General features: G+C 48.4%; 33 protein-coding genes. 31 read left to right on the top strand and 2 right to left on the bottom strand.

Annotated features, from left to right (window positions below; translation table 11 throughout):
* Positions 1–20: 20 nt before the first annotated feature.
* On the top strand, positions 21–3,686 hold the full coding sequence (rpoB, locus tag ACYVUV_RS08950) for a DNA-directed RNA polymerase subunit beta (protein ID WP_439774791.1): 3,666 nt from the start codon (positions 21–23) through the stop codon (positions 3,684–3,686).
* Between the two features lie 15 nt (positions 3,687–3,701).
* Positions 3,702–7,367, top strand: a complete 3,666-nt coding sequence (gene rpoC / locus ACYVUV_RS08945) for a DNA-directed RNA polymerase subunit beta' (protein ID WP_439774790.1) — start codon at positions 3,702–3,704, stop codon at positions 7,365–7,367.
* Between the two features lie 64 nt (positions 7,368–7,431).
* Here rpoC and ACYVUV_RS08940 read toward each other — a convergent pair whose 3' ends face one another.
* Complete coding sequence (locus ACYVUV_RS08940) at positions 7,432–7,992, bottom strand: hypothetical protein (protein ID WP_439774789.1); 561 nt, start codon at positions 7,990–7,992, stop codon at positions 7,432–7,434.
* A gap of 84 nt (positions 7,993–8,076) precedes the next feature.
* A complete protein-coding gene (locus ACYVUV_RS08935; protein WP_439774788.1) occupies positions 8,077–8,892 on the bottom strand; it encodes a Cof-type HAD-IIB family hydrolase in 816 nt (271 codons plus the stop codon).
* A 262-nt stretch (positions 8,893–9,154) separates the two neighbouring features.
* On the opposite strand from ACYVUV_RS08935, the gene rpsL reads away from it, so the two are divergent.
* From rpsL to rpsM, 29 genes are all read left to right on the top strand, one after another.
* Positions 9,155–9,562 carry a 30S ribosomal protein S12 gene (gene rpsL / locus ACYVUV_RS08930; RefSeq protein ID WP_003613306.1) on the top strand — a complete coding sequence of 136 codons (408 nt, stop codon included), beginning with the start codon at positions 9,155–9,157 and terminating at the stop codon, positions 9,560–9,562.
* 15 nt (positions 9,563–9,577) lie between these two features.
* Positions 9,578–10,048: a 30S ribosomal protein S7 gene (gene rpsG / locus ACYVUV_RS08925; protein ID WP_002878218.1), complete on the top strand. Its 471-nt coding sequence runs from the start codon at positions 9,578–9,580 to the stop codon at positions 10,046–10,048.
* A gap of 33 nt (positions 10,049–10,081) precedes the next feature.
* Positions 10,082–12,166 carry an elongation factor G gene (fusA, locus tag ACYVUV_RS08920; RefSeq protein WP_484499265.1) on the top strand — a complete coding sequence of 695 codons (2,085 nt, stop codon included), beginning with the start codon at positions 10,082–10,084 and terminating at the stop codon, positions 12,164–12,166.
* A gap of 390 nt (positions 12,167–12,556) precedes the next feature.
* Positions 12,557–12,865, top strand: a complete 309-nt coding sequence (gene rpsJ, locus ACYVUV_RS08915; RefSeq protein ID WP_008460094.1) for a 30S ribosomal protein S10 — start codon at positions 12,557–12,559, stop codon at positions 12,863–12,865.
* 25 nt (positions 12,866–12,890) lie between these two features.
* Positions 12,891–13,520, top strand: a complete 630-nt coding sequence (gene rplC, locus ACYVUV_RS08910; RefSeq protein ID WP_002878214.1) for a 50S ribosomal protein L3 — start codon at positions 12,891–12,893, stop codon at positions 13,518–13,520.
* Between the two features lie 14 nt (positions 13,521–13,534).
* The gene (rplD, locus tag ACYVUV_RS08905) at positions 13,535–14,152 is read left to right on the top strand and encodes a 50S ribosomal protein L4 (RefSeq protein ID WP_002878213.1); all 618 of its coding nucleotides are present in this window, start codon (positions 13,535–13,537) and stop codon (positions 14,150–14,152) included.
* On the top strand, positions 14,152–14,448 hold the full coding sequence (gene rplW, locus ACYVUV_RS08900) for a 50S ribosomal protein L23 (protein ID WP_002878211.1): 297 nt from the start codon (positions 14,152–14,154) through the stop codon (positions 14,446–14,448). Before rplD ends, rplW begins: the two co-directional genes overlap by 1 nt.
* Before the next feature lie 25 nt (positions 14,449–14,473).
* Positions 14,474–15,310 carry a 50S ribosomal protein L2 gene (gene rplB / locus ACYVUV_RS08895; RefSeq protein WP_484499264.1) on the top strand — a complete coding sequence of 279 codons (837 nt, stop codon included), beginning with the start codon at positions 14,474–14,476 and terminating at the stop codon, positions 15,308–15,310.
* A 17-nt stretch (positions 15,311–15,327) separates the two neighbouring features.
* On the top strand, positions 15,328–15,603 hold the full coding sequence (gene rpsS, locus ACYVUV_RS08890) for a 30S ribosomal protein S19 (RefSeq protein WP_003620834.1): 276 nt from the start codon (positions 15,328–15,330) through the stop codon (positions 15,601–15,603).
* A gap of 21 nt (positions 15,604–15,624) precedes the next feature.
* Positions 15,625–15,978, top strand: a complete 354-nt coding sequence (gene rplV, locus ACYVUV_RS08885) for a 50S ribosomal protein L22 (RefSeq protein WP_201330233.1) — start codon at positions 15,625–15,627, stop codon at positions 15,976–15,978.
* 13 nt (positions 15,979–15,991) lie between these two features.
* The gene (gene rpsC / locus ACYVUV_RS08880; protein ID WP_260264692.1) at positions 15,992–16,663 is read left to right on the top strand and encodes a 30S ribosomal protein S3; all 672 of its coding nucleotides are present in this window, start codon (positions 15,992–15,994) and stop codon (positions 16,661–16,663) included.
* Positions 16,663–17,106 carry a 50S ribosomal protein L16 gene (gene rplP / locus ACYVUV_RS08875; protein WP_002878205.1) on the top strand — a complete coding sequence of 148 codons (444 nt, stop codon included), beginning with the start codon at positions 16,663–16,665 and terminating at the stop codon, positions 17,104–17,106. Before rpsC ends, rplP begins: the two co-directional genes overlap by 1 nt.
* Positions 17,096–17,293, top strand: coding sequence for a 50S ribosomal protein L29 (gene rpmC, locus ACYVUV_RS08870; RefSeq protein WP_002878201.1), 198 nt, complete (start codon positions 17,096–17,098; stop codon positions 17,291–17,293). The genes rplP and rpmC overlap by 11 nt, the downstream gene beginning before the upstream one ends.
* Positions 17,294–17,311: 18 nt before the next feature.
* Positions 17,312–17,578 carry a 30S ribosomal protein S17 gene (gene rpsQ / locus ACYVUV_RS08865; protein ID WP_002878196.1) on the top strand — a complete coding sequence of 89 codons (267 nt, stop codon included), beginning with the start codon at positions 17,312–17,314 and terminating at the stop codon, positions 17,576–17,578.
* A 30-nt stretch (positions 17,579–17,608) separates the two neighbouring features.
* On the top strand, positions 17,609–17,977 hold the full coding sequence (rplN, locus tag ACYVUV_RS08860) for a 50S ribosomal protein L14 (RefSeq protein WP_002878195.1): 369 nt from the start codon (positions 17,609–17,611) through the stop codon (positions 17,975–17,977).
* A 16-nt stretch (positions 17,978–17,993) separates the two neighbouring features.
* Positions 17,994–18,233, top strand: a complete 240-nt coding sequence (gene rplX / locus ACYVUV_RS08855) for a 50S ribosomal protein L24 (protein ID WP_050889557.1) — start codon at positions 17,994–17,996, stop codon at positions 18,231–18,233.
* A gap of 19 nt (positions 18,234–18,252) precedes the next feature.
* A complete protein-coding gene (rplE, locus tag ACYVUV_RS08850) occupies positions 18,253–18,795 on the top strand; it encodes a 50S ribosomal protein L5 (RefSeq protein ID WP_003620844.1) in 543 nt (180 codons plus the stop codon).
* Between the two features lie 14 nt (positions 18,796–18,809).
* A complete protein-coding gene (locus tag ACYVUV_RS08845; protein ID WP_002878192.1) occupies positions 18,810–18,995 on the top strand; it encodes a type Z 30S ribosomal protein S14 in 186 nt (61 codons plus the stop codon).
* A gap of 22 nt (positions 18,996–19,017) precedes the next feature.
* On the top strand, positions 19,018–19,416 hold the full coding sequence (gene rpsH, locus ACYVUV_RS08840) for a 30S ribosomal protein S8 (RefSeq protein WP_270447282.1): 399 nt from the start codon (positions 19,018–19,020) through the stop codon (positions 19,414–19,416).
* Positions 19,417–19,440: 24 nt separating this feature from the next.
* Positions 19,441–19,971 carry a 50S ribosomal protein L6 gene (rplF, locus tag ACYVUV_RS08835; protein ID WP_484499263.1) on the top strand — a complete coding sequence of 177 codons (531 nt, stop codon included), beginning with the start codon at positions 19,441–19,443 and terminating at the stop codon, positions 19,969–19,971.
* A 25-nt stretch (positions 19,972–19,996) separates the two neighbouring features.
* The gene (rplR, locus tag ACYVUV_RS08830) at positions 19,997–20,356 is read left to right on the top strand and encodes a 50S ribosomal protein L18 (RefSeq protein ID WP_270447284.1); all 360 of its coding nucleotides are present in this window, start codon (positions 19,997–19,999) and stop codon (positions 20,354–20,356) included.
* A 16-nt stretch (positions 20,357–20,372) separates the two neighbouring features.
* On the top strand, positions 20,373–20,885 hold the full coding sequence (gene rpsE, locus ACYVUV_RS08825) for a 30S ribosomal protein S5 (protein ID WP_270447286.1): 513 nt from the start codon (positions 20,373–20,375) through the stop codon (positions 20,883–20,885).
* Positions 20,886–20,896: 11 nt separating this feature from the next.
* Positions 20,897–21,082: a 50S ribosomal protein L30 gene (gene rpmD, locus ACYVUV_RS08820; RefSeq protein ID WP_002878183.1), complete on the top strand. Its 186-nt coding sequence runs from the start codon at positions 20,897–20,899 to the stop codon at positions 21,080–21,082.
* 20 nt (positions 21,083–21,102) lie between these two features.
* A complete protein-coding gene (rplO, locus tag ACYVUV_RS08815) occupies positions 21,103–21,543 on the top strand; it encodes a 50S ribosomal protein L15 (RefSeq protein WP_296227863.1) in 441 nt (146 codons plus the stop codon).
* The gene (gene secY / locus ACYVUV_RS08810; RefSeq protein WP_003620853.1) at positions 21,543–22,838 is read left to right on the top strand and encodes a preprotein translocase subunit SecY; all 1,296 of its coding nucleotides are present in this window, start codon (positions 21,543–21,545) and stop codon (positions 22,836–22,838) included. The genes rplO and secY overlap by 1 nt, the downstream gene beginning before the upstream one ends.
* A gap of 11 nt (positions 22,839–22,849) precedes the next feature.
* The gene (locus ACYVUV_RS08805) at positions 22,850–23,503 is read left to right on the top strand and encodes an adenylate kinase (protein WP_002878179.1); all 654 of its coding nucleotides are present in this window, start codon (positions 22,850–22,852) and stop codon (positions 23,501–23,503) included.
* Between the two features lie 75 nt (positions 23,504–23,578).
* Positions 23,579–23,800 (top strand): translation initiation factor IF-1, encoded by a 222-nt coding sequence (gene infA, locus ACYVUV_RS08800; protein WP_002878178.1) that lies wholly within the window; start codon positions 23,579–23,581, stop codon positions 23,798–23,800.
* Positions 23,801–23,814: 14 nt separating this feature from the next.
* Positions 23,815–23,931, top strand: a complete 117-nt coding sequence (rpmJ, locus tag ACYVUV_RS08795) for a 50S ribosomal protein L36 (RefSeq protein WP_002878160.1) — start codon at positions 23,815–23,817, stop codon at positions 23,929–23,931.
* Between the two features lie 25 nt (positions 23,932–23,956).
* Entirely contained in the window at positions 23,957–24,307 is a 351-nt protein-coding gene (rpsM, locus tag ACYVUV_RS08790) for a 30S ribosomal protein S13 (protein WP_003613363.1), read from the top strand.
* Positions 24,308–24,326: the final 19 nt, after the last annotated feature.

Here is a 24,326-nt window from a genome sequence, read left to right as displayed (position 1 = left end):
TCTTCAACAGGATAGAAAGGATGTTTTCCTTGCTAAACGGACACGTAGTAAATTACGGACAACACCGGACAAGACGCAGCTTCTCACGGATTAAGGAAATCCTGCCGCTGCCAAACTTGACCGACGTACAGACTGAATCATACAAGTGGTTCCTTGACGAAGGCGTTAAGGAAGTTTTCGACGACATTCTGCCAATCAGCGACACCTCTGGCCGCTTGACCCTGGAATACGTCGACTACAAGCTGCAAGAACCTAAGTATACTGTCGATGAATCACGCAAGCACGACGCGACTTACTCCGCTCCAATGCACGTGACTCTGAAATTGACCAACCACGAAACTGGCGAAATCAAGACCCAAGACGTCTTCTTCGGCGACTTGCCGCTGATGACCAAGTCCGGCTCCTTCATCGTTAACGGGGCGGAAAGAGTTATCGTTTCCCAGCTGGTTAGATCACCTGGTGTCTACTACAGTGGCGAATTCGACAAGAACGGCCGGCAAATCTTCGGCACGACCGTCATCCCTAACCGCGGGGCTTGGCTGGAATTCGAAACTGACGCCAAGAACATTTCCTACGTCCGGGTTGACCGGACCCGGAAGCTTCCTTTATCTGTCCTAGTCCGGGCCCTGGGCTTTGGCTCCGACAGTGAAATCAAGGAAATCTTCGGCGACAGCGACACTTTGGACCTGACTTTGGACAAGGATGTTCACAAGAACCCAGCAGACAGCCGGGTAGCAGAAGCTTTGAAGGACATCTACGACCGTCTGCGTCCAGGTGAACCTAAGACTACCGACTCATCCCGGAGCCTTTTGGTTTCCCGCTTCTTTGACCCGCGCCGCTACGACCTGGCTGCTGTTGGCCGCTACAAGGTCAACAAGAAGCTGAGCTTGAAGAACCGGCTTTTGGGCTACACTTTGGCTGAAACCCTGGCTGACCCTGACACTGGGGAAGTTCTGGCTGCCAAGGGGACGGTTGTCAACAACGAAGTCATGGACGTTCTGAAGGACTACCTGGACCGCGACGACTTCAAGACTGTTACCTACACTCCATCTGACGAAGGCGCGATTCCAGAACCTGTAACTGTTCAGGAAATCAAGGTCTTCTCCCGTGAAATTCCAGACCGGGAAATCAAGCTGATCTCCAACGGTCACATTGACGAAGACGTTAAGTGCATCACTCCAGCCGACATCATCGCTGCTGTCAACTACTTCCTGGAACTCCAAGAAGGCGTCGGCAACATCGACGACATCGACCACTTGGGCAACCGCCGCATTCGCCGGGTTGGCGAATTGCTGCAAAACCAGATGCGGATCGGTTTGGCCCGGATGGAACGGGTTGTCCGCGAACGTATGTCAATTCAAGACGCGGCTACGGTTACTCCGCAGCAATTGATCAACATCCGGCCAATCGTTGGTTCAATCAAGGAATTCTTCGGTTCATCCCAGCTTTCTCAATTCATGGACCAAAACAACCCGCTGGGTGAATTGACCCACAAGCGGCGTATGTCCGCCTTGGGGCCTGGTGGTCTGTCCCGTGACCGGGCCGGCTACGAAGTCCGTGACGTTCACTACACCCACTACGGCCGTCTGTGCCCAATCGAAACGCCAGAAGGTCCTAACATCGGTTTGATCAACTCCATGGCCACTTACGCCATCATCAACAAGTACGGCTTCCTGGAAACTCCATACCGGCGCGTTTCTTGGGCAACCCACAAGGTTACCGACAAGATCGACTACTTGACTGCCGATGTAGAAGACAACTACATCATCGCCGGGGCCAACACTCCTTTGAACGAAGACGGCTCCTTCGTTGATGACGTGATTCTTTGCCGGCACCGGGAAGACAACGTCGAAGTAAGTCCAGACCGGATCGACTACATGGACGTTATTCCAAAGCAGGTTGTTTCCGTAACTTCCGCATGTATTCCATTCCTGGAAAACGACGACTCCAACCGGGCCTTGATGGGGGCCAACCACCAACGTCAGGCTGTTCCTTTGATCAACCCGCATGGTCCGCTTGTGGCTACTGGTATGGAATACCGGGCAGGTCACGACTCCGGTGACGCTTTGCTGGCTGAAGCAGACGGTGAAGTTGAATACGTGGACGCAAACGAAATCCGCGTCCGCCGCGAAGACCAGACTTTGGATACTTACACCCTTGAAAAGTACCGCCGGTCAAACGCGACTAAGAACTACAACCAGACGCCAAACGTCAAGCGCGGCGACAAGGTTGTTGACGGCCAGGTAATTGCCAACGGTCCGTCAATGGCTGACGGCGAACTTGCTCTGGGTCAAAACCCGGTTATCGCCTTCACCACTTGGAACATGTACAACTTCGAAGACGCCATCATGCTGAGCGAACGCCTGGTTAAGGAAGACGTCTACACTTCAATCCACATTGAAGACTACGACTCAGAAGCCCGTGACACCAAGCTGGGGCCGGAAGAAATCACCCGGGAAATCCCTAACGTTGGTGAAGATGCCTTGAAGGACCTGGACGAAAACGGGATCATCCGGATCGGTGCCGAAGTTCACGACGGCGATATCCTGGTCGGCAAGGTTACCCCTAAGGGGATCACTGAACTGAGCGCTGAAGAAAGACTGCTGCACGCCATCTTTGGTGAAAAGGCCCGTGAAGTCCGTGATACTTCATTGAAGGTACCTCACGGCGGTGGCGGTGTGGTTCAAGACGTTCAAGTCTTCACCCGCGAAGCCGGCGACGAACTGGCACCAGGCGTCAACACCCTGGTCCGGGTCTACATCGTGCAAAAGAGAAAGATTCAAGTCGGGGACAAGATGTCCGGTCGTCACGGTAACAAGGGTACGGTTGCCTTGGTTGCTCCAGTTGAAGACATGCCTTACCTGCCAGACGGTACTCCAGTCGACATCTGCTTGAACCCAATGGGTGTGCCATCACGTATGAACATCGGGCAGCTGCTTGAAATCCACTTGGGCCGGGCAGCCCGGGCCTTGGGTATCCACGTGGCTACTCCAGTATTCGACGGGGCCAGCGAAGATGACGTTTGGGACTTTGTCCGCGAAGCCGGCGTTGACTCAGACGGTAAGACTGTCCTTTACGATGGCCGGACCGGTGAACCATTCCACAACCGGGTTTCAGTCGGGGTTATGTACTACCTAAAGCTGACTCACATGGTCGACGACAAGATCCACGCGCGGTCAATCGGGCCTTACTCACTTGTTACCCAACAGCCTTTGGGTGGTAAGGCGCAATTCGGTGGCCAGCGTTTCGGTGAAATGGAAGTCTGGGCTTTGGAAGCCTACGGTGCAGCCTACACCCTGCAAGAAATCCTGACCTACAAGTCTGACGACGTTGTCGGCCGTGTCAAGGCCTACGAAGCGATCGTCAAGGGCGAAAGAATTCCTAAGCCAGGCGTGCCTGAATCATTCCGCGTTTTGGTCAAGGAACTGCAATCATTGGGCCTGGATCTGCGCGTTTTGGACAGCGACGAAAACGAAGTCGAACTGCGCGACATGGACGAAGACTCAAATGAACACGTAAACATCGATACTTTATCTCGCCTTGCGGAAGCGCAAGAAAAGAAGAAGTTGGCCGAAGAAGAGGCCGAAATCGCCGCGGAAGCTGAAGCAGAAGGTGCAGATGCAGCTGAAGCAGATGCTGATGCAAATGAAGCTGAAACTGCTGACGACGACAAGGCTTCAAAGTAATTGGGAGGTTAAACTTTGATCGACGTAAATAAGTTTGAAAGCATGCAGATTGGTTTGGCTTCACCAAACAAGATCAGAAGTTGGTCTTACGGGGAAGTTAAGAAGCCGGAAACCATCAACTACCGGACTTTGAAGCCAGAAAAAGACGGTCTGTTCGATGAACGGATCTTCGGGCCGACCAAGGACTACGCTTGTGCCTGTGGCAAGTACAAGGGCGTTCGCTACAAGGGGATCGTCTGTGACCGGTGCGGGGTTGAAGTAACGACCTCTCACGTGCGCCGGGAACGGATGGGCCACATCGAATTGGCTGCTCCTGTAACCCACATTTGGTACTTCAAGGGTATTCCGTCAAGAATGGGGCTGGTTTTGGACGTATCTCCAAAGCAATTGGAAGAAGTCATCTACTTCGCGGCCTACATTGTCATCGATCCAGGTGACACTGGCCTGGAAGCCAAGCAGCTCTTGACTGAAGCTGAATACCGGGAAGAAAAGGCCAAGTACGGCAACCGCTTCGTAGCCAAGATGGGTGCCGAAGCTATCCGCGACCTGCTTAAGCAGGTTGACCTGGACAAGGAAGTTACTGCCCTTAAGGCAGAACTGCAAACCTTGAAGGGGCAAAAGCGGACCCGGGCCATCCGCCGGCTGGACATCCTTGATGCCTTCAGAAACAGCGGCAACAAGCCTGAATGGATGGTTATGGAAACTGTTCCGGTTATTCCGCCGGACTTGCGGCCAATGGTTCAACTGGAAGGTGGCCGTTTCGCCACTTCAGACTTGAACGACCTTTACCGCCGGGTTATCAACCGTAACAACCGGTTGAAGAAGCTGCTGGACATGCACGCTCCTGGCTTGATCGTGCAAAACGAAGAGCGGATGCTGCAAGAAGCAGTTGACGCTTTGATCGACAACGGCCGCCGGGGCCGCCCAGTTGTTGGGCCAGGCAACCGGCCACTGAAGTCTATCTCACACATGCTGAAGGGTAAGCAAGGGCGTTTCCGTCAAAACTTGCTTGGTAAGCGTGTTGACTACTCCGGCCGTTCAGTTATCGACGTTTCTCCAAAGCTGAAGCTTTACCAATGCGGTGTTCCGCGTCCAATGGCTCTGGAATTGTTCAAGCCATTCGTTATGCGGGAACTTGTCCGTCGGGGTATTGCTTCCAACATCAAGAACGCCAAGCGCAAGATCGACCGTGAAGACGACGACATCTGGGACGTATTGGAATACGTCATTAAGGAACGTCCAGTTCTTTTGAACCGGGCACCTACCCTGCACCGTCTGTCAATCCAGGCCTTTGAACCAGTTTTGGTCCCAGGCAAGGCCCTGCGTTTGCACCCACTGGCTTGTGAAGCATACAACGCCGACTTCGACGGTGACCAGATGGCCATCCACGTGCCGCTGTCAGACGAAGCTGTAGCTGAATCCCGCCTCTTGATGCTGGCTGCCCACCACATTTTGACTCCTAAGGACGGTACGCCAATCGTTACTCCGTCCCAGGACATCGTTTTGGGTAACTACTGGCTGACCCAGGCTGAAATCGGCCGGGAAGGCGAAGGCATGATGTTTGCTACTCCAGAAGAAGCAACCATTGCCTACAACAACGGCGACATTCACTACCACACCATCATCGGTGTGTCAGCAGCTTCAATGCCGAAGAAGGACTGGGGCGCGGGCCACGAAGACAGCATTTTCGTAACTACTTACGGCCGCTTGGTCTTCAACTCCCTCTTCCCAGACGACTACTTCTACATCAACGAACCAACCCAGGACAACTTGAAGCAGCCAATGGCTGACAAGTACTTCCTGGAAGACGGCCAGGATATCCACGACAAGATTGCTGAAGTTGGCCAGGACCTGGTGGCTACCCCATTTAAGAAGGGCTTCCTGGGTGACACTATTTCTGAAATCTACAAGCGCTACCGGGTACAAAGAACTTCTGAATACCTGGACGACTTGAAGGAAATGGGCTACTCAGCTTCAACTATCTCCGGCTTGACTATCGGTATGGCCGACGTTCCGGAAACCAAGACCAAGGATGCCTTGGTTGCTGAAGCCCGCAAGCAGGTTAAGCAGGTATCCAAGATGTTCCGCCGGGGCAAGCTGTCCGACAAGGAACGTCACGACAACATCATCAAGATCTGGACTGACTGTAAGGATGCCGTTCAACAGGAAATTGCCGAATTCAAGGACCAAAAGAACCCAATCTCCGTCATGCAGCAGTCTGGTGCCCGTGGTAACATCTCCAACTTTACCCAGCTGGCTGGTATGCGTGGTTTGATGGCCACTCCAAGTGGTGAATTGTTCGAAATCCCGGTTATCTCCAACTTCAAGGAAGGTCTGACCGTTCTGGAACTGTTCATGTCCACTCACGGCGCCCGGAAGGGGATGACTGACACGGCCTTGAAGACCGCCCAGTCTGGTTACCTGACCCGTCGTCTGGTAGACGTTGCCCAGGACGTTATCATCCGTGAAGACGACTGTGGCACTGACCGCGGCATTACTGCCAAGGCCATCGTTGACAAGGATGCCGGCTTGATCGAATCACTTTACGACCGTCTGGTAGGCCGCTTTACCAATCGGACTGTCCGTGACCCGCAAACCGGTGAAGTCATCTGCCCTAAGGGCGTCCTGATGGATGAACAAATGGCGCAGAAGATCGTTGATGCTGGCGTGCAGGAAGTCCAAATCCGGTCAATCCTGACTTGCAACACTTCCCACGGTATCTGCCGGAAGTGCTACGGCCGGAACCTGGCCACTGCCGAAGAAGTTGAAATCGGTGAAGCAGTTGGTACGGTTGCCGCTCAGTCAATCGGTGAACCAGGTACCCAGCTGACCCTGCGTACTTTCCACACCGGTGGTGTTGCCGGCGCAGAAGACATCACTCAAGGTCTGCCTCGTGTGCAAGAATTGTTCGAAGCCCGCAACCCTAAGGGTCGCGCGGTCATCTCTGAAGTTGACGGTGTTGTTGACAAGATCGAAAGCAACGCGGCTGAACACTTGCAGGAAATCACCGTTAAGGGCAAGATCGACACCAGAGTCTACACCATTCCTTACACTGCTAAGCCAGCAGTTCAGGAAGGTGATGAAATCCACCGTGGTGACAAGCTGATCCCTGGTTCTATCGACCCTAAGGAATTGATCAAGGTAACTGACACCTTGACGACTGAAGAATACATCCTGGCTGAAGTCCAGAAGTCATACCGGACTCAGGGTGTTGACCTGGCCGACAAGCACGCCGAAGTCTTGACCAGACAGATGCTGCAGAAGGTCCGGGTTCTTGACCCAGGTGAAACCGACATCTTGCCAGGTGAAGTCATGGACATCGCTGAATTCCGCGACAGAAACCGTGACGTCATCATCAGCGGCGGGATCCCGGCTACTGCCCAGGCTGACATTCTGGGTATCACCAAGGCTGCCTTGGAAACCAACAGTTTCCTGTCAGCTGCTTCCTTCCAGGAAACTACCCGTGTTCTTACCGACGCGTCAATCCGCGGCAAGAACGACCCGCTTCTTGGTTTGAAGGAAAACGTCATCATCGGGAAGATCATCCCAGCTGGTACTGGTATGCCAATTTACCGCGACCAAGTGCCAAAGGCCGATGTTCAACAACCAGACTCAGTTTACTCAATCGCTGACCTGGAAAAGAAGATGGAAGACGAAAACAAGGAAACTGAAAGCAAGTAATTCAGTTTGATTAACAAAAAACGTTCGAATGGCTCAAAGTCATCCGAACGTTTTTTGTTTTGCCCTAAAGGAAAAATTGGAGGTTGAGGCCCCAGAATAAGTAGGGCAGGAAGGCGAAGGGTTCTTTACCTGGCCGCTTTTGCCAAAGCGCGTGGGCGATGGCGAGCAGGGAGGCAAGCAAGAAACTCTTTAGGGCAACAAGGCCAGAGAAGTTTAGGACCGTAATTATATAAAACCAGACGTCCCCGCTGCCCATTTTCCCTGTAAAAGCAAGCCAGACCAAGACTGCCAGAAAAAAGGCAGCCTGCCCCAGGCCTTCAGTATTTGGTGCCTGAAAAAACTGTATCAGCCCGGTGACCAGCGGCACGACGAGCAGGTAAGTGTCAAAAGACTGTTCATGCAGGTCGCTGACGACCATTAAAAATAAGTTGATTAGAAACGGTAGGAAAATGCCAAAATCTTCAAAATTGGAGTCAGTATGAACCGATAAATTGCCGGCCAGGATGATGTAAGGCAGGTCATCCGCCGGCCAGCTTTTACACTCAAGAAAGGTATTATAACGGTAGCGGTCGGCAATGAGAGCTGCCAAAAGACCGCAAGATAAAGATATGATTTTGCTGAGCATATTTTTCCCTCCAATTACTATTACACCTTTTTGGCCAATATTTTTTTAAAAGGCAAAAAATTTAGATGGTAGGGAAAATCAGTTTTAATTGTTCAGCACGAATTTTTCCAAAGCCTGGGCAATCCCGTCTTTATCATTGCTTGCGGTCACATAGTCAGCAGCTTGCTTGACCAAGTCATTGCCGTTGCCCATGGCTATGCTGGTGCCGGCAAAAGCAAACATGTCTAAGTCGTTTCTCTCATCGCCGATGGCCATGACTTCTTCTGGCGCGATTTCCAGCCGGCCGCAGAGTTCTTTCAGTCCTTGGCCTTTATTAACCTTGGGATTGAGCAATTCAAGGAAGCGGGCGTCAGTCCGCAGAACGTTGAAGTCCTGTCCCCAGTCTTCCTTGACCTGGTCTTCAACTCTGTCCAAAAGAGCTTCGCTGCCGACAAAGCAGGCCTTGGCGATAGCCTGGCCCTTTTCCGGGAAGTCTTCGACATTTCTGACGTAAAGGACGGCCTGGTTTTCGTAAGCCTGCTGGTAAACCATCGGGTCAATGTCGTGGTTAGGTGTGATGATCCGGGATTCAAAGTCAACGATATTGAAGGGAAGCTTTAAAGACAGGGCGTAGGCCGTCAGCTGCCGGTAAACTGAGTTGGCGATCAAGTCGCTGGTCATGATTTCCCCGCTGGCCTTGCGGCTGATTGCCCCGTTTAAAGTCACGGCGTACTGGTCTTCGCCCTTAATCCCCAGCTCATCCATGTAAGGGGCCAAGCCGGCAATTGGCCGGCCGGAGCAAAGGACGACCTTAACGCCGCGTTCAAGTGCCTTAGAGATGGCTTCTTTGCTGCTGGACTGGATTTGCCCTTGTGAGTTGAGCAGGGTGCCGTCAGTATCGATTGCAATTAATTTGATCATTTTTTACCTCATTTTTTCATTTCTACTAACTGCAAATTAATATTTTTCGTCTAAAACCAATCTTAGCATAGATGGAAAACGCTGTCATCGCGTGAAGAAGCGCAGCTTTTTCCAGACAGGAAATTCTTGAAAAAAAGCTTTGCATTGGCTGGCAAATGGAGTATACTAACAGATGTATGTTTTGAAGATTACTCCGCGAGGCAAAAAAGAAACTCCCGGATATGTGAACAAAATGATATATAAATTTAGGAGGAACTAGTTAATGCCAACCATTAATCAATTGGTTAGAAAAGGCCGTCACTCAAAGACTACTAAGTCAAAGTCACCAGCCTTGAACTACAGCTACAACAGCATGAAGAAGGAACAAGTCTTCAACCCAGCACCACAAATGCGTGGGGTTGCGACTCGTGTCGGTACTATGACGCCAAAGAAGCCTAACTCAGCTTTGCGTAAGTACGCCCGTGTACGTCTTTCAAACTTGACTGAAGTTACTGCCTACATCCCAGGTGAAGGCCACAACTTGCAAGAACACTCAGTTGTCCTGATCCGTGGGGGCCGTGTAAAGGACCTTCCTGGTGTACGTTACCACATCGTTCGTGGTGCCCTTGACACTGCTGGTGTTGACGGCAGAAAGCAAGCTCGTTCCAAGTACGGTGCTAAGAAGGGTTAAAGGAGGACTTAAATAATGCCAAGAAAAGGTCATGTTTCAAAGAGAGACGTTTTAGCAGACCCAGTTTACAACTCAAAGCTGGTTACTAAGCTGATCAACCACTTGATGAAGGATGGTAAGAGAGCTCAAGCTTCATCAATCTTGTACGATGCTTTTGACATCATCAAGGACAAGACTGGCAAGGAACCAATGGACGTCTTTGAAGAAGCCATGAACAACGTTAAGCCAGTTTTGGAAGTTAAGGCTCGCCGTATCGGTGGTTCTAACTACCAAGTTCCTGTAGAAGTTCGTCCAGAAAGACAAACTACTTTGGCATTGCGTTGGCTTGTTTCATACTCCCGCCTGCGTAACGAACACACTATGGATGAACGTCTGGCAAACGAATTGATCGATGCCTCAAACAACACTGGTTCAGCCGTTAAGAAGCGTGAAGACGTGCACCGTATGGCAGAAGCCAACCGTGCCTTCGCTCACTACCGTTTCTAATCTAGTGCTCGTTATCTAAGGAGATAGAAAATTATGGCTAACAAACGTGAATTCTCATTAGAGAAGACTCGCAACATCGGTATCATGGCCCACATCGACGCCGGTAAGACTACTACTACTGAACGTATCCTTTACTACACTGGTAAGATCCACAAGATTGGTGAAACTCACGAAGGTGACTCCCAAATGGACTGGATGGAAGAAGAAAAGGAACGTGGGATCACGATCACTTCCGCAGCCACTACTGCGCAATGGAAGGACCACCGGATCAACATCATCGACACCCCAGGACACGTCGACTTCACTATCGAAGTTGAACGTTCCCTGCGTGTCCTTGACGGCGCCGTAACTGTTCTGGACGCTCAATCAGGTGTTGAACCACAAACTGAAAACGTTTGGCGTCAAGCTGAAAACTACGGTGTTCCGCGGATCGTCTTCGTTAACAAGATGGACAAGATCGGTGCCAACTTCGACTTCTCAGTTAAGAGTCTGCACGAACGTTTGAACGCTAACGCTATCGCCGTTCAAATGCCTATCGGTGCTGAAGACCAATTCGAAGGCGTTATCGACTTGTTCGACATGGTTGCCGACGTCTACGACGAAGACAAGCTGGGCGCAAACTGGGAAACTATTCCAGTTCCAGACGAATACAAGGAAGAAGCCGAAAGCCGTCGTGAAGAAATGATCGAAGAGATCGCTGAAGTTGACGACGACATCATGGAAAAGTTCCTTGGCGGTGAAGAAATTACCAACGAAGAACTTAAGGCTGCTTTGCGTCGGGCAACTTTGGATTTGAAGGCCTTCCCAGTATTTGCTGGTTCAGCCTTCAAGAACAAGGGTGTGCAAATGATGCTTGACGGTGTTGTTGACTACCTGCCATCACCACTTGACGTTAAGCCTTACATCGCCCACGACAAGGACGGCAACGAAGTTGAACTGCTGGCTGACGACAACAAGCCATTCGCAGCTTTGGCCTTCAAGATCGCTACTGACCCATTTGTTGGTCGTTTGACTTTCATCCGTGTCTACACTGGTTCATTGGAATCAGGTTCTTACGTATTGAACGCGTCAAAGAACCAACGTGAACGTGTTGGTCGTTTGCTGCAAATGCACGCCAACTCACGTACTGAAATCCCAGAAGTCTTCTCAGGTGACATCGCTGGTGCCATCGGTTTGAAGAACACCACTACTGGTGACTCTTTGACTGACCCAGCTCACCCATTGATTCTGGAAAGCCTGGACATCCCAGCTCCAGTTATCCAAGTTTCAGTTGAACCTAAGTCAAAGGCTGACCGGGACAAGATGGACGTCGCTTTGCAAAAGCTGACTGAAGAAGACCCAACTTTCCGGGCTGAAACCAACCCAGAAACTGGTGAAACTTTGATCTCCGGGATGGGTGAACTTCACCTGGACATCATGGTTGAACGTATGAAGCGTGAATTCAACGTTGAAGCAACCATCGGTGAACCACAAGTTGCCTACCGTGAAACCTTCACTGTACCGACTCAAGCTCAAGGTAAGTTTGTTCGTCAGTCCGGTGGTAAGGGTCAATACGGTGACGTTTGGATCGAATTTACTCCAAACGAAGGCAAAGGCTACGAATTCGAAGACGCCATTGTCGGTGGTGTAGTTCCTCGTGAATACATCCCATCAGTTGACGCTGGTCTGCAAGAAGCCATGAAGAACGGTGTTCTGGCTGGCTACCCATTGATCGACGTTAAGGCTAAGCTGTACGACGGTTCATACCACGAAGTCGACTCAAGTGAAGCTGCCTTCAAGGTTGCCGCATCATTGGCTTTGAAGAACGCTGCTGCAAAGGCCGGCGCTGTTATCCTTGAACCAATCATGAAGGTTCAAGTCATCGCTCCAGAAGAATACCTTGGTGACGTTATGGGCTCAATCACTGCTCGTCGTGGCCAAATGGAAGGTATGGAAGACCGGGCAGGTGCCAAGGTTATCAACGCGATGGTTCCATTGTCAGAAATGTTTGGTTACGCAACTACCCTGCGTTCATCCACTCAAGGCCGTGGTACCTTCACGATGGTTATGGACCACTACTCACCATGTCCTAAGTCAATCCAAGCTGAAATCATCAAGAAGCGCGGCGGCAACGCTTAATGTTTCCTAGCATGATCTAAGCCTTGATTTAGACCAAAACAGAAATCCTAGCAAAGATATTCTATGTCTGCGCTAGGATTTTTTGTATTTTTCAAGAAAAAATTCTCTTCTGGAAATATTTTAAAAAGGAAAGAAAAAATTTCTCCGCAAAACGAAAGCAATTCCAGGAAACTTTTTCTAAAAAAATCGGGCTAAACCCTTGCTATTTAAGGCTTAAGGCCTTATACTAGATAAAGTGCTTTTGAGAGGGAAGATGCCCTCTGAGTACAAATTGTAGTTAGCTTCGACGCGGAAGGTTGCGGCACACCAGGCTGCATTGCCACAGTGGTTGTGCAGGGAATTTTCGCCGAGCTAGTCATCTTTTAAAGAAGACGTATAGGAGGTAATTAGATGGCAAATGAAAAGATTCGTATTAGATTAAAGTCTTACGAACACAGCATTCTCGATGAATCAGCTGCTAAGATTGTGGACACTGCAAAGAGAACTGGCGCTGAAATCTCAGGTCCAGTTCCGCTTCCAACTGAAAGAACTTTGTTCACTGTTCTGCGTTCACCACACAAGAACAAGGACTCACGTGAACAATTCGAAATGCGGACCCACAAGCGCCTGATCGACATCTTGAACCCAACCCCTAAGACGGTTGACTCATTGATGAAGCTCGATCTGCCAAGCGGCGTAGACATCGAAATCAAGCTTTAATTTTTAGATAGAAAGAGGTGTAATCATGACCAAAGGAATCTTAGGAAGAAAAGTTGGCATGACTCAAATCTTCACTAAAGATGGTGTTCTTGTACCAGTAACTGTTATTGAAGCAACTCCAAACGTTGTTATGCAAGTTAAGACTGTAGAAAACGACGGTTACGAAGCTGTACAATTGGGCTACCAAGACAAGCGTGAAGTTTTGAGCAACAAGCCAGAAAAAGGTCATGCTGATAAGGCAAAGACTTCACCTAAGCGCTTCATTCGTGAACTCCGCGGAGTAGAGCTTAGTGACTACGAAGTCGGCTCAGAAGTTACTGTGGAGACGTTCAAGGAAGGTGACGTTGTCAACGTTACTGGTACTTCAAGAGGTCATGGCTACCAAGGTAACATCAAGCGCCACCACCAATCACGTGGTCCTGAAACTCACGGTTCCCGTTACCACAGAATTCCAGGTTCAATGGGTTCAATCATCAACCGCGTGCCAAAGGGCAAGAAGTTGCCAGGTCACATGGGTGTGAAGACTGTTACTATTGAAAACTTAGTAGTAGAAAAAGTTGTTGCAGACAAGAACGTCTTGATGATCAAGGGTAACGTGCCAGGTGCCAAGAACTCATTGATCGTTGTTAAGTCATCTGCAAAGGCTAGCAAGTAGGAAGGAGGACTCAAATGGCTAATTTCAAACTTATGGATCAAAACGGCAACAACGCTGGTGAAGTAACTTTAAACGACAACGTATTTAGCGTTGAACCAAACGAAGCTGTTGTCTTTGATGCAATCATCAGACAAAGAGCTGGCAAGCGTCAGGGTACCTCTAAGGTGAAGAACAGATCTGCCGTTCGCGGTGGTGGTAAGAAGCCTTGGAGACAAAAGGGTACTGGTCGTGCTCGTCAAGGTTCAATCCGTGCTCCACAATGGCGCGGCGGTGGTGTTGTCTTTGGGCCTACTCCACGTTCCTACGCTTACAGCATGCCAAGAAAGCAACGCCGTCTGGCTATCAAGTCTGTCTTGTCACAAAAGCTCCTTGACCAAAACTTGGTAGTTCTGGACAAGCTGACTCTGGACGCTCCTAAGACTAAGGACTTCGTTGCAATCTTGAACGGCTTGAAGCTTGAAGGCAAGGTTCTGGTTGTTTCAGACGACAAGAACGTACAACTTTCAGCTAAGAACCTGCCAAAGGTTAAGGTTGTTCCAGTTAACGGCTTGAACGTTGAAGACGCTGTTAACTACGACAAGCTCGTTTTGACTCAAGACGACGTTAAGAAGATTGAGGAGGTATTGGCTTAATGGACGCACGCGACATTATCTTAAGACCTGTTATCACTGAAAAGTCAGCCGACTTGATGGACAGCAAGAAGTACACTTTCGACGTGGCCTTAACTGCTACCAAGCTTCAAGTTCGCGACGCTATTGAAGAAATCTTCGATGTTAAGGTTAAGAGCGTGAACATCATGAACGTTCGCGGCAAGGAAAAGCGCGTTGGCCGCTACACTGGCAAGACTGCCCGTCGCAGAAAGGCTATCGTTGCTTTAACTGAAGATTCAAACGACATCAAGATTTTCAAAGACGAAAACAACGAATAAATCAAGTAATTAGGAGGTCAGTCAATTGGCTATTAAAGTTTACAAGCCAACATCAAACGGTCGTCGTAATATGACTTCTTCTGACTTTGCAGAAATCACTAAGTCAAAGCCTGAAAAGACTTTGCTTGCTTCTAAGTCAAAGACTGCAGGTCGTAACTCATACGGTCACATTACTGTAAGACACCGTGGCGGCGGTCACAAGCAACAATACCGTATCATCGATTTCAAGCGTACTAAGGACAACGTTAAGGCTAAGGTTGTCGCAATCGAATACGATCCAAACCGTTCAGCAAACATCGCCTTGCTGCACTACACTGATGGTACTAAGGCTTACATCTTGGCTCCTAAGGGCTTGACTGTAGGTTCATGGGTAGAATCAGGCGCAGATGCCGACATCAAGGTTGGTAACGCATTGCCACTGAAGAACATCCCAACTGGTACTGAAGTTCACAACATCGAACTGAAGCCAGGCAAGGGTGGCCAAATCGCACGTAGTGCTGGTACTTCAGCTCAAGTTTTGGGTGTTGACGGCAAGTACACTCAAGTTCGTCTGCAATCCGGCGAAGTTCGTGAAATCCTTTCAGAATGCCGTGCTACTGTTGGTGCTGTCGGCAACGAACAACACTCCCTGATCAACATCGGTAAGGCTGGTCGTTCACGCTGGATGGGCAAGCGTCCACAATCCCGTGGTTCCGTAATGAACCCTAACGATCACCCACATGGTGGTGGTGAAGGTAAGGCACCTGTCGGCCGTCCACAGCCAATGACTCCATGGGGCAAGAAGTCACGTGGTGTTAAGACTAGAGACAGCAAGAAGGCTAGTGAAAAGTTAATCATCCGTCACCGTAAGGGTCGTAAGTAAGAGAAGGGGGTAATTAAATGAGCCGTAGTATTAAAAAGGGTCCTTTTGCAGACGCCCACCTTTTGAAGAAGGTTGACGAACAACAAGCTGCAGAAAAGAAGCAAGTTATCAAGACTTGGTCACGTCGTTCAACTATTTTCCCTTCTTTCGTAGGGTTGACTATCGCTGTTTACGACGGTAGAAAGCACGTTCCAGTTTTCGTAACTGAAGACATGGTTGGTCACAAGCTGGGCGAATTCGTACCTACTAGAACCTTCCGCGGCCACAAGGCTGACGACAAGGCATCCAAGTAATAAGGAAGGAGAAACAATTAAATGGCAGAACAAATTAGTTCAGCTAGAGCTGAAGCAAGAACTGTTCGTATCGCCCCAAGAAAAGCTCGTCTCGTTGTAGACTTGATCCGGGGTAAGAGCGTTGCTGAAGCATTGGCGATTTTACAGTTTACGCCAAAAGCTGCTTCCCCAATCGTTGAAAAGGTTTTGCGTTCAGCAGTTGCCAACGCAGAACACAACTACGATCTTGAAAGTGCAAACCTTTACGTATCAGAAGCATACGTAAACGAAGGTGCTACTTTGAAGAGATTCCGTCCACGTGCCAAGGGTTCAGCTTCTCCAATCATGAAGAGAACCAGCCACGTAGTTGTTGTTGTTTCAGAATTGAACGATTAAGGGAGGTATTTGAATGGGTTCAAAGATTAACCCAATTGGTTTCCGTCTTGGTGTTAACCGCGACTGGGAAGCTAAATGGTACGCTGCTAGAGGCTACAAGGAAACTTTAAACGAAGACCTTCGGATCAGAAAGTTCCTCGATGAAAAGTTGAAGGATGCCTCCGTATCCACTGTTGAAATCGAACGTGCTGCTAACCGTGTAAACATCGCTATCCACACTGCTCGTCCAGGTATGGTTATCGGTAAGGGCGGCGCTGAAGTTGAAGCCTTGAACAAGGAAATCAACGCTTTGACTAACAAGCAAGTTCACATTAACATTGTTGAAATCAAGAAGCCTGATCTTGACGCCAAGCTTGTTGCTGACGGCATCGCTCGTCAACTTGAAGCTCGTATCGCTTTCCGTCGTGCCAGCCGTCAAGCTGCACAACGTTCAATGCGTGCCGGCGCCAAGGGTATCAAGGTACAAACTGCAGGCCGTTTGAACGGTGCTGACATGGCTCGCCGTGAATGGCACACTGAAGGCAGTGTTCCACTTCATACTTTAAGAGCTGACATCGACTACGCATGGGTAAACGCATTTACTACCTACGGCGAAATCGGTGTTAAGGTTTGGATCAACCGTGGCGAAATTTTGCCAGGTCGCAAGAATCAACCTGCAAAGCGTTCAAAGGGAGGTAAGAAGTAATGCCTTTAGTACCAAAGCGTGTAAAACACCGTCGTGAATTCCGTGGTAAGATGCGTGGTGCTGCCAAGGGTGGCAAGACTGTAGCATTTGGTGAATACGGTCTTGAAGCACTTGAATCCCACTGGATTACCAACCGTCAAATCGAAGCTGCCCGTGTTGCGATGACTCGTTACATGAAGCGTGGTGGTAAGGTTTGGATCAGAATCTTCCCTCAAAAGTCCTACACTGCTAAGGGTGTTGGTGTACGTATGGGTTCCGGTAAGGGTGCACCAGCAGGTTGGGTAGCTGTAGTTAAGAGAGAAAAGATCATGTTCGAAATTGGTGGCGTTTCAGAAGAAACTGCTCGTGAAGCAATGCGCCTCGCAGCAAGCAAGCTTCCAATTAAGTGCAAGTTCGTGAAGAGAGAAGACCAGGAAGCAGGTGGCGCAACTAATGAAGACTAAGGAAATCAGATCATTATCAACTGATGAATTGTTGGCAAAGGAAAAGCAATACAAGGAAGAATTGTTCAACTTGCGTTTCCAACAAGCTACCGGTCAATTAGAAAACACCGCTCGCTTGAGCCAAGTCCGTAAGAACATCGCTCGGATCAAGACTATCTTGAGCGAAAAAGAATTAGAACAAAACTAGTGGAAGGGAGATACTAACTTGAGCGAATCAATCGAAAGAAACCGCCGCCACGTTTACCAAGGCCGTGTTGTTTCCGACAAGATGGACAAGACTATCGTTGTTGTAGTTGATACTTACAAGAACCACCCAGTTTACAGCAAGCGTACTCGTTACTCAAAGAAGTACTACGCTATGGATGAAAATAACGAAGCCAAGGTAGGCGACATCGTTCGTATCATGGAAACCCGTCCATTATCACGTACTAAGCGTTTCCGTTTAGTTGACATTGTTAAGAAATCTGTTTAATTTACGGATTAGCTAAGGGAGGATTTAATAGTGATTCAAACTGAAACTCGTTTGAAGGTAGCTGACAACTCCGGTGCACGTGAATTGCTTGTTATCCGCGTTATGGGCGGGTCAAAGCGCAAGACCGGTAACATCGGTGACATCGTTGTCGCAGCTGTTAAACAAGCAACGCCAGGTGGTGTTGTAAAGAAGGGTGACGTCGTTAAGGCTGTTATCGTAAGAACCAAGTCAGGCGCTCGTCGTGAAGACGGTTCATACATCAAGTTTGACGAAAACGCAGCTGTTATTATCAACGCTGACAAGAGCCCTCGTGGTACTCGTATTTTCGGGCCAGTTGCACGTGAACTCCGTGAAGGGGACTTCATGAAGATCGTTTCACTTGCCCCTGAAGTATTGTAAAAGGAGAGTTGCGCGAATGTTCGTTAAAACTGGTGACAAGGTAAAAGTTATTGCCGGCTCAGAAAAAGGCAAGGAAGGCACTGTCCTTTCTGTAAACGTTAAGAAGAACCGCGTTGTTGTTAAGGGCGTTAACATGATCAAGAAGGCTACCAAGGCTTCAGCTGCTAACGCTAACGGCGGTGTGGTTGAAACTGAAGGCTCAATCCACGCTTCTAACGTTAAGGTTATTGCTAAAGCTGAAAGCAACAAAGATTAATTAGGGAAGGAGGACACTAATGGCTAATAGTTTTGCAACTAAGTACAACGAAGAAATCGTTCCTGCATTGACTAAGAAGTTTAACTACACTTCAAGCATGCAAGTACCAAAGATCGACAAGATCGTTTTGAACATGGGTGTTGGTGACGCCGTTGCCAACGCTAAGAACCTGGACGAAGCTGTTGAAGAATTGACTCTGATCTCTGGCCAAAAGCCAATGATTACCAAGGCCAAGAAGTCAATCGCCAACTTCCGTTTGCGTGAAGGTATGTCTATCGGTGCTAAGGTTACCCTTAGAGGCGACAGAATGTACGACTTCCTGAGCAAGCTGATCAACGTATCTCTTCCACGTGTTCGTGACTTCCGTGGTGTTTCAACTCGTTCATTTGACGGCCGGGGCAACTACACTCTGGGTGTTAAGGAACAATTGATCTTCCCAGAAATCGACTTCGATAAGGTTAACCGCACTAGAGGTTTGGATATCGTTATCGTAACTACTGCTCAAACTGATGAAGAAGCTCGTGAACTTTTGACTCAATTTGGCATGCCATTTGCTAAGTAATTTGGAGGACATACATGGCTAAGACATCACAAAAGGTAAGAAATCACCGTCCTGCAAAGTTTTCTTCACGTGAATACACTCGCTGCGAACGTTGTGGGCGTCCACACTCTGTTTACCGCAAGTTTGGTTTGTGCCGCATTTGCCTGAAGGAATTGGGACACAAAGGTCAAATTCCTGGTCTTAAGAAGGCCAGCTGGTAAATCGGTAAGGAGGATAGCATAGATGGTATTGACTGACCCAATCGCAGACTTTTTGACTAGAATCAGAAACGCCAACATGGCTAAGCACGATTCAGTAGAAATTCCTGCATCAAACATTAAGAAGTCACTTGCAGAAATCTTGAAGCAAGAAGGTTTCATCCGTGACTACGAAGTAACTGAAGACGGTAAGCAAGGCGTAATCAAGGTTACCTTGAAGTACGGTCCAAACGGTGAACGTGTTATCTCCGGTTTGAAGCGTATCTCCAAGCCAGGCTTGAGAAACTACGTTTCAGCTGACAACCTGCCAAAGGTTTTGAATGGCTTAGGTATCGCTATTGTTTCAACTTCAGCTGGTATCCTTACCGACAAGGAAGCTAGAGAAAAGAACGTCGGCGGCGAAGTTATCGCTTACGTTTGGTAATTCTGACAGGAAGGAGAACAATTAATGAGCCGTATTGGTTTAAAGGTAATTAAAGTCCCTGAAAGTGTCACTGTTACCAAGAATGGTAATGAAATTACTGTTAAGGGCCCAAAGGGTGAATTGACTAGAGAATTCGACCCACGCATCAAGTTCGAACAAGAAAACGGTGAAATCCGCTTCACTCGTTCAAACGAAAATGACAAGGCTATCCACGGCACTATGAGAGCCAACCTGGCTAACATGATCGAAGGTGTCGTAACTGGCTACAAGAAGGAATTGAAGCTGATCGGTGTTGGTTACCGTGCAGTTGCCAAGAACAACGTCTTGACTCTGAACGTTGGCTACTCACACCCAGTTGAAATGAAGGCCCCAGAAGGCGTTACTGTGACTACCTCATCAGCAACTGACGTTACTGTTGAAGGTATCTCAAAGCAAGTAGTCGGCCAATTTGCTGCGGAAATTCGCGCCGTACGTTCACCTGAACCTTACAAGGGCAAGGGTATCCGTTACGCTGACGAAGTTGTTCGCCGCAAGGAAGGTAAGACTGGTAAGTAATAGAAAATAATTTTGAGGTGAAATTGTGATTTCAAAACCAGATAAAAACAAGTTGCGCTTAAAGCGCCACAGACGTGTTCGCGGTAAGATTTCTGGTACTGCTGAGCGCCCACGCTTGAGTGTTTTCCGTTCAAACACTAACATCTACGCTCAATTGATTGATGACGTAGCGGGTGTCACGCTTGCAAGTGCCTCAAGTTTAGACAAGTCCGTTTCAAAGGATGCTACCAAGGTAGAACAAGCTCAAGCAGTTGGCAAGGCCATTGCTGAAGCTGGTAAGGCCAAGGGCATCACTGAAGTTGTCTTCGACAGAGGTGGTTACATCTACCACGGTCGTGTAGAAGCTTTGGCTGACGCAGCTCGTGAAAACGGCTTAGAATTCTAGGAAAGGAGATTAACACATGGCAAACCGCAACGATTCAAGAAATCGTAGAAACAAGGACGACATCGAAGATCAACTGGTCGCTATCAACCGGATTACCAAGGTTGTTAAGGGTGGTCGCCGTCAAAGATTTGCTGCCTTAGTTGTCGTTGGTGACAAGAAGGGTCACGTTGGCTTTGGTACTGGTAAGGCAACTGAAGTTCCAGAAGCTATCCGCAAAGCAGTCGAAGCCGGCAAGAAGAACATGATCTCAGTTCCAACTGTTGGTACTACTATTCCTCACGAAGTACTTGGCCACTACGGCTCAGGTAACGTTCTGCTTAAGCCAGCTGAAGCCGGTTCTGGTATTGCAGCTGGTGGTGCCGTACGTATCGTTATGGACATGGCTGGTATCGGCGACGTTACTTCCAAGTCTTTGGGTTCAAACACTCCAATCAACGTTATCCGGGCCACTATCGATGGTCTGCAAAAGTTGAAGACTCGCGAAGACGTTCTGAAGCTTCGTGAATCAGCTAAGAGCTTGCAAGATTAGGGAGATTATAGATGACAGATTTAAAGATTACTTTAATTAGAAGTGTTGCCCACCGTCTGCCTGAACAAAGAAAAGTTGTTAAAGCTCTCGGCTTAGGCAAGATCAACAGTACTGTTGTCCAACCAGACAACGCTGCAACTCGTGGCGCGCTGATGAAAATCGCTCACTTAATTTCTGTTGAAGAAGTTAACAAATAAATCAAGGAGGGTCCAATTTAATGAAACTTAATGAATTACACCCATCCGAAGGTTCACGCCACGCTAGAAAGCGTGTCGGCCGTGGTACTTCAAGTGGCTTCGGTAAGACTTCAGGTCGTGGTCAAAAGGGTCAACACGCACGTTCCGGCGGTAACACCCGCTTAGGTTTTGAAGGTGGTCAAATGCCATTGTTCAGAACTATGCCTAAGCGTGGTTTCAAGAACATCAACCGTAAGGAATACGCAATCGTTAACCTTGCAGATTTGAACAAGTTCGAAGAAGGCAGCGTAGTTGACTTCGAAGCTTTGAAGGCTAAGGGCTTGGTTAAGAAGCAATTGTCAGGTGTCAAGGTACTTGGCAACGGCGAATTGAACGTTAAGTTGACTGTAAAGGTTAACAAGGTTTCAGAAGCTGCTAAGAGCGCGATCGAAGCAGCTGGTGGCACTGTAGAGGTGATCTAATGTTTTCAACCTTGAAGAACGCCTTCAAGGATAAGGAAATTAGAAATAAGCTTTTCTATACTTTGTTTATCCTTGTAATTTACCGACTCGGTGCAAATATTACAGTTCCGGGGATAAATGCGAAGGCTCTGACGACTGTTGCTAATACGGGACTTGTTTCCGTGTTAGATACGGTTTCCGGTGGTGGCTTGGACAACTACTCCATCTTTTCTTTGGGGGTATCGCCATACATCACCGCGCAAATCGTTATCCAACTGTTGCAGATGGACATCGTACCAACGCTTGTCGAATGGGGCAAGCAAGGGGAAGTTGGCCGGCGCAAAACCAATCAGGTTACCCGGTATTTAACGCTGTTTGTTGCTTTTGTCCAGAGTGTGGGGATTACATTAGGTTTTAACGCCTTGTCTTCCTTCGGTCTGGTTAAGACTCAAACTTGGCAAACCTACTTCGAAATCGGTATGATCATGACAGCCGGTACCTTCCTGTTAACTTGGCTGGGTGATGAAATTACCGACAAGGGTTTAGGCAATGGGGTTTCAGTAATTATCTTTGCTGGGATCATTGCCCGCCTGCCAGGCGGACTTTACCAAGTCTTCCAAGATCAGGTGATCAACAACAGTGCAAGTGATCGCTGGCAAGGGGTTGCGTTCTTCGTTGCGCTTATTGTCGCAATTTTATTGGTAACGAAATTCGTTACCTGGGTTGAACAAGCTGATCGTCGTATTCCTATCCAATATACGAGAAGAGCGACGACCAGTGGATCAGAAAGTTTTCTACCATTAAAGGTTAACGTCTCCGGCGTTATTCCAGTTATCTTCGCCAGTTCGTTCATCGTTACGCCAGCCACGATTTTGATGGCTTTCCAAGGCAAGTACGGCGACACGACTTGGTATCAGGTCTTATCGAATATCTTTAGCTTGCAGACGACTCCTGGGGCAATTATCTACACCCTTTTGATCATTCTATTTACTTTCTTCTATGCCTTCGTTCAGGTAAATCCTGAGAAGCTGGCGGAAAACTTACAAAAGCAGGGTGCATATATTCCTAGCGTGTGGCCAGGTAAGGACACTGAGAAATATATGAGTTCAATGTTGCTGAAGCTTTCAACGGTCGGGTCCGTATATCTGGGTTTGGTTGCTTTGCTTCCACAGCTTGCAACCAACATCTGGGACCTGCCAAGTTCAATTGGCTTGGGTGGGACCAGTTTGTTGATCGTTATCGGGGTTGTTCTGGAATTGTCACGGCAAATCAACGGTTTGTTGATGAAGCGTGAATATGCCGGATTTATTAGATAGGTGAAAAAAACATGATTAATTTGATTCTTCTTGGTCTGCCAGGCGCAGGCAAGGGTACTGCATCTGAACAAATCGTTGACAAGTATCACTTGGCTCACATTTCAACCGGTGATATGTTTAGAGAAGCTATGGCTAACAAGACTCCAGTAGGCTTGGAAGCCAAGTCTTACATCGACAAGGGCGATTTGGTTCCAGACGAAGTAACTGCTAAGTTGGTTGAAGAACGTCTCGGGCAAGACGACGTTAAGAATGGCTTCATTCTTGACGGTTTCCCGAGAACGACCAATCAGGCAGAATTGCTCGACGAAATCACTACCCGCTTGAACAAGCAGCTGACCAACGTCATCGCAATCGATGTCAAGGAAGAGACTTTAATCGATCGTTTATCAGCACGGTTCATGTGCAAGAATTGCGGCGCAACTTACAACAAGTTCTCAAAGAAGCCTAAGGTCGAAGGGACTTGCGACCGCTGCGGCGGCCACGAGTTCTATCAACGTGAAGACGACAAGCCTGAAGTTGTCAAGAACCGGCTGGAAGTTAACGAAAAGATGAACGCTCCATTGAAGGAGTACTATGACAAGAAGGGCTTGCTCGCTACTGTAAACGGCGAACAAGCACCTGAAAAAGTTTTTGCAGATATTGACGCTATCCTGAGTAAGGATTAACCGAAAGAATTTGCAAATTTTTTCGAACGTGTTATAATTTCGAAGTATGACTGTTTTGATTGCGGAGGGGCAACTTTGGCAAAAGATGATGTCATTGAAGTAGAAGGTAAGGTAGTTGATACCTTACCTAATGCTATGTTTAAAGTCGAATTGGAAAACGGTGCCACTATTTTGGCCCACGTTTCCGGCAAGATCAGAATGCACTACATTCGGATCCTGCCTGGCGACCGGGTTACTGTGGAGCTGTCTCCATACGACTTGACTAAAGGTAGAATTACGTATCGGTTTATTAAATAAAAACGGAGGCAAACATGAAGGTTAGACCATCTGTTAAGCCAATGTGCGAACATTGCAAGGTCATTAAGAGACATGGTCGTGTTATGGTTATTTGCCCTGCAAATCCAAAGCACAAGCAACGTCAAGGTTAATTTTAGAAAGTAGGAGGTGCATTCTATGGCACGTATCGCTGGTGTTGACTTACCAAGAGATAAAAGAGTTGTTATCGCTTTAACTTACATTTACGGTATCGGTGAACACACTGCACAAGAAATCTGTGCAGCAGCCGGTGTATCTGAAGACGTTCGTTCTAAGGACTTGACCCCAGAACAACAAGAAAAGCTTCGTGCAGAAGTCGACAAGTACCGTGTTGAAGGTGACTTGCGTCGTGAAGTAAGCATGAACATTAAGCGTCTTGTTGATATCGGTTCATACCGTGGTATCCGTCACCGTCGCGGTCTTCCAGTTCGTGGTCAAAACACCAAGAACAACGCACGTACTCGCAAGGGTGCTAAGAGAAGCCGTTAATCCAAAAAATAATATAAGG

Source organism: Lactobacillus sp. WILCCON 0149 (assembly GCF_057197965.1).
This window is presented reverse-complemented; position numbering and strand designations above follow the sequence as displayed.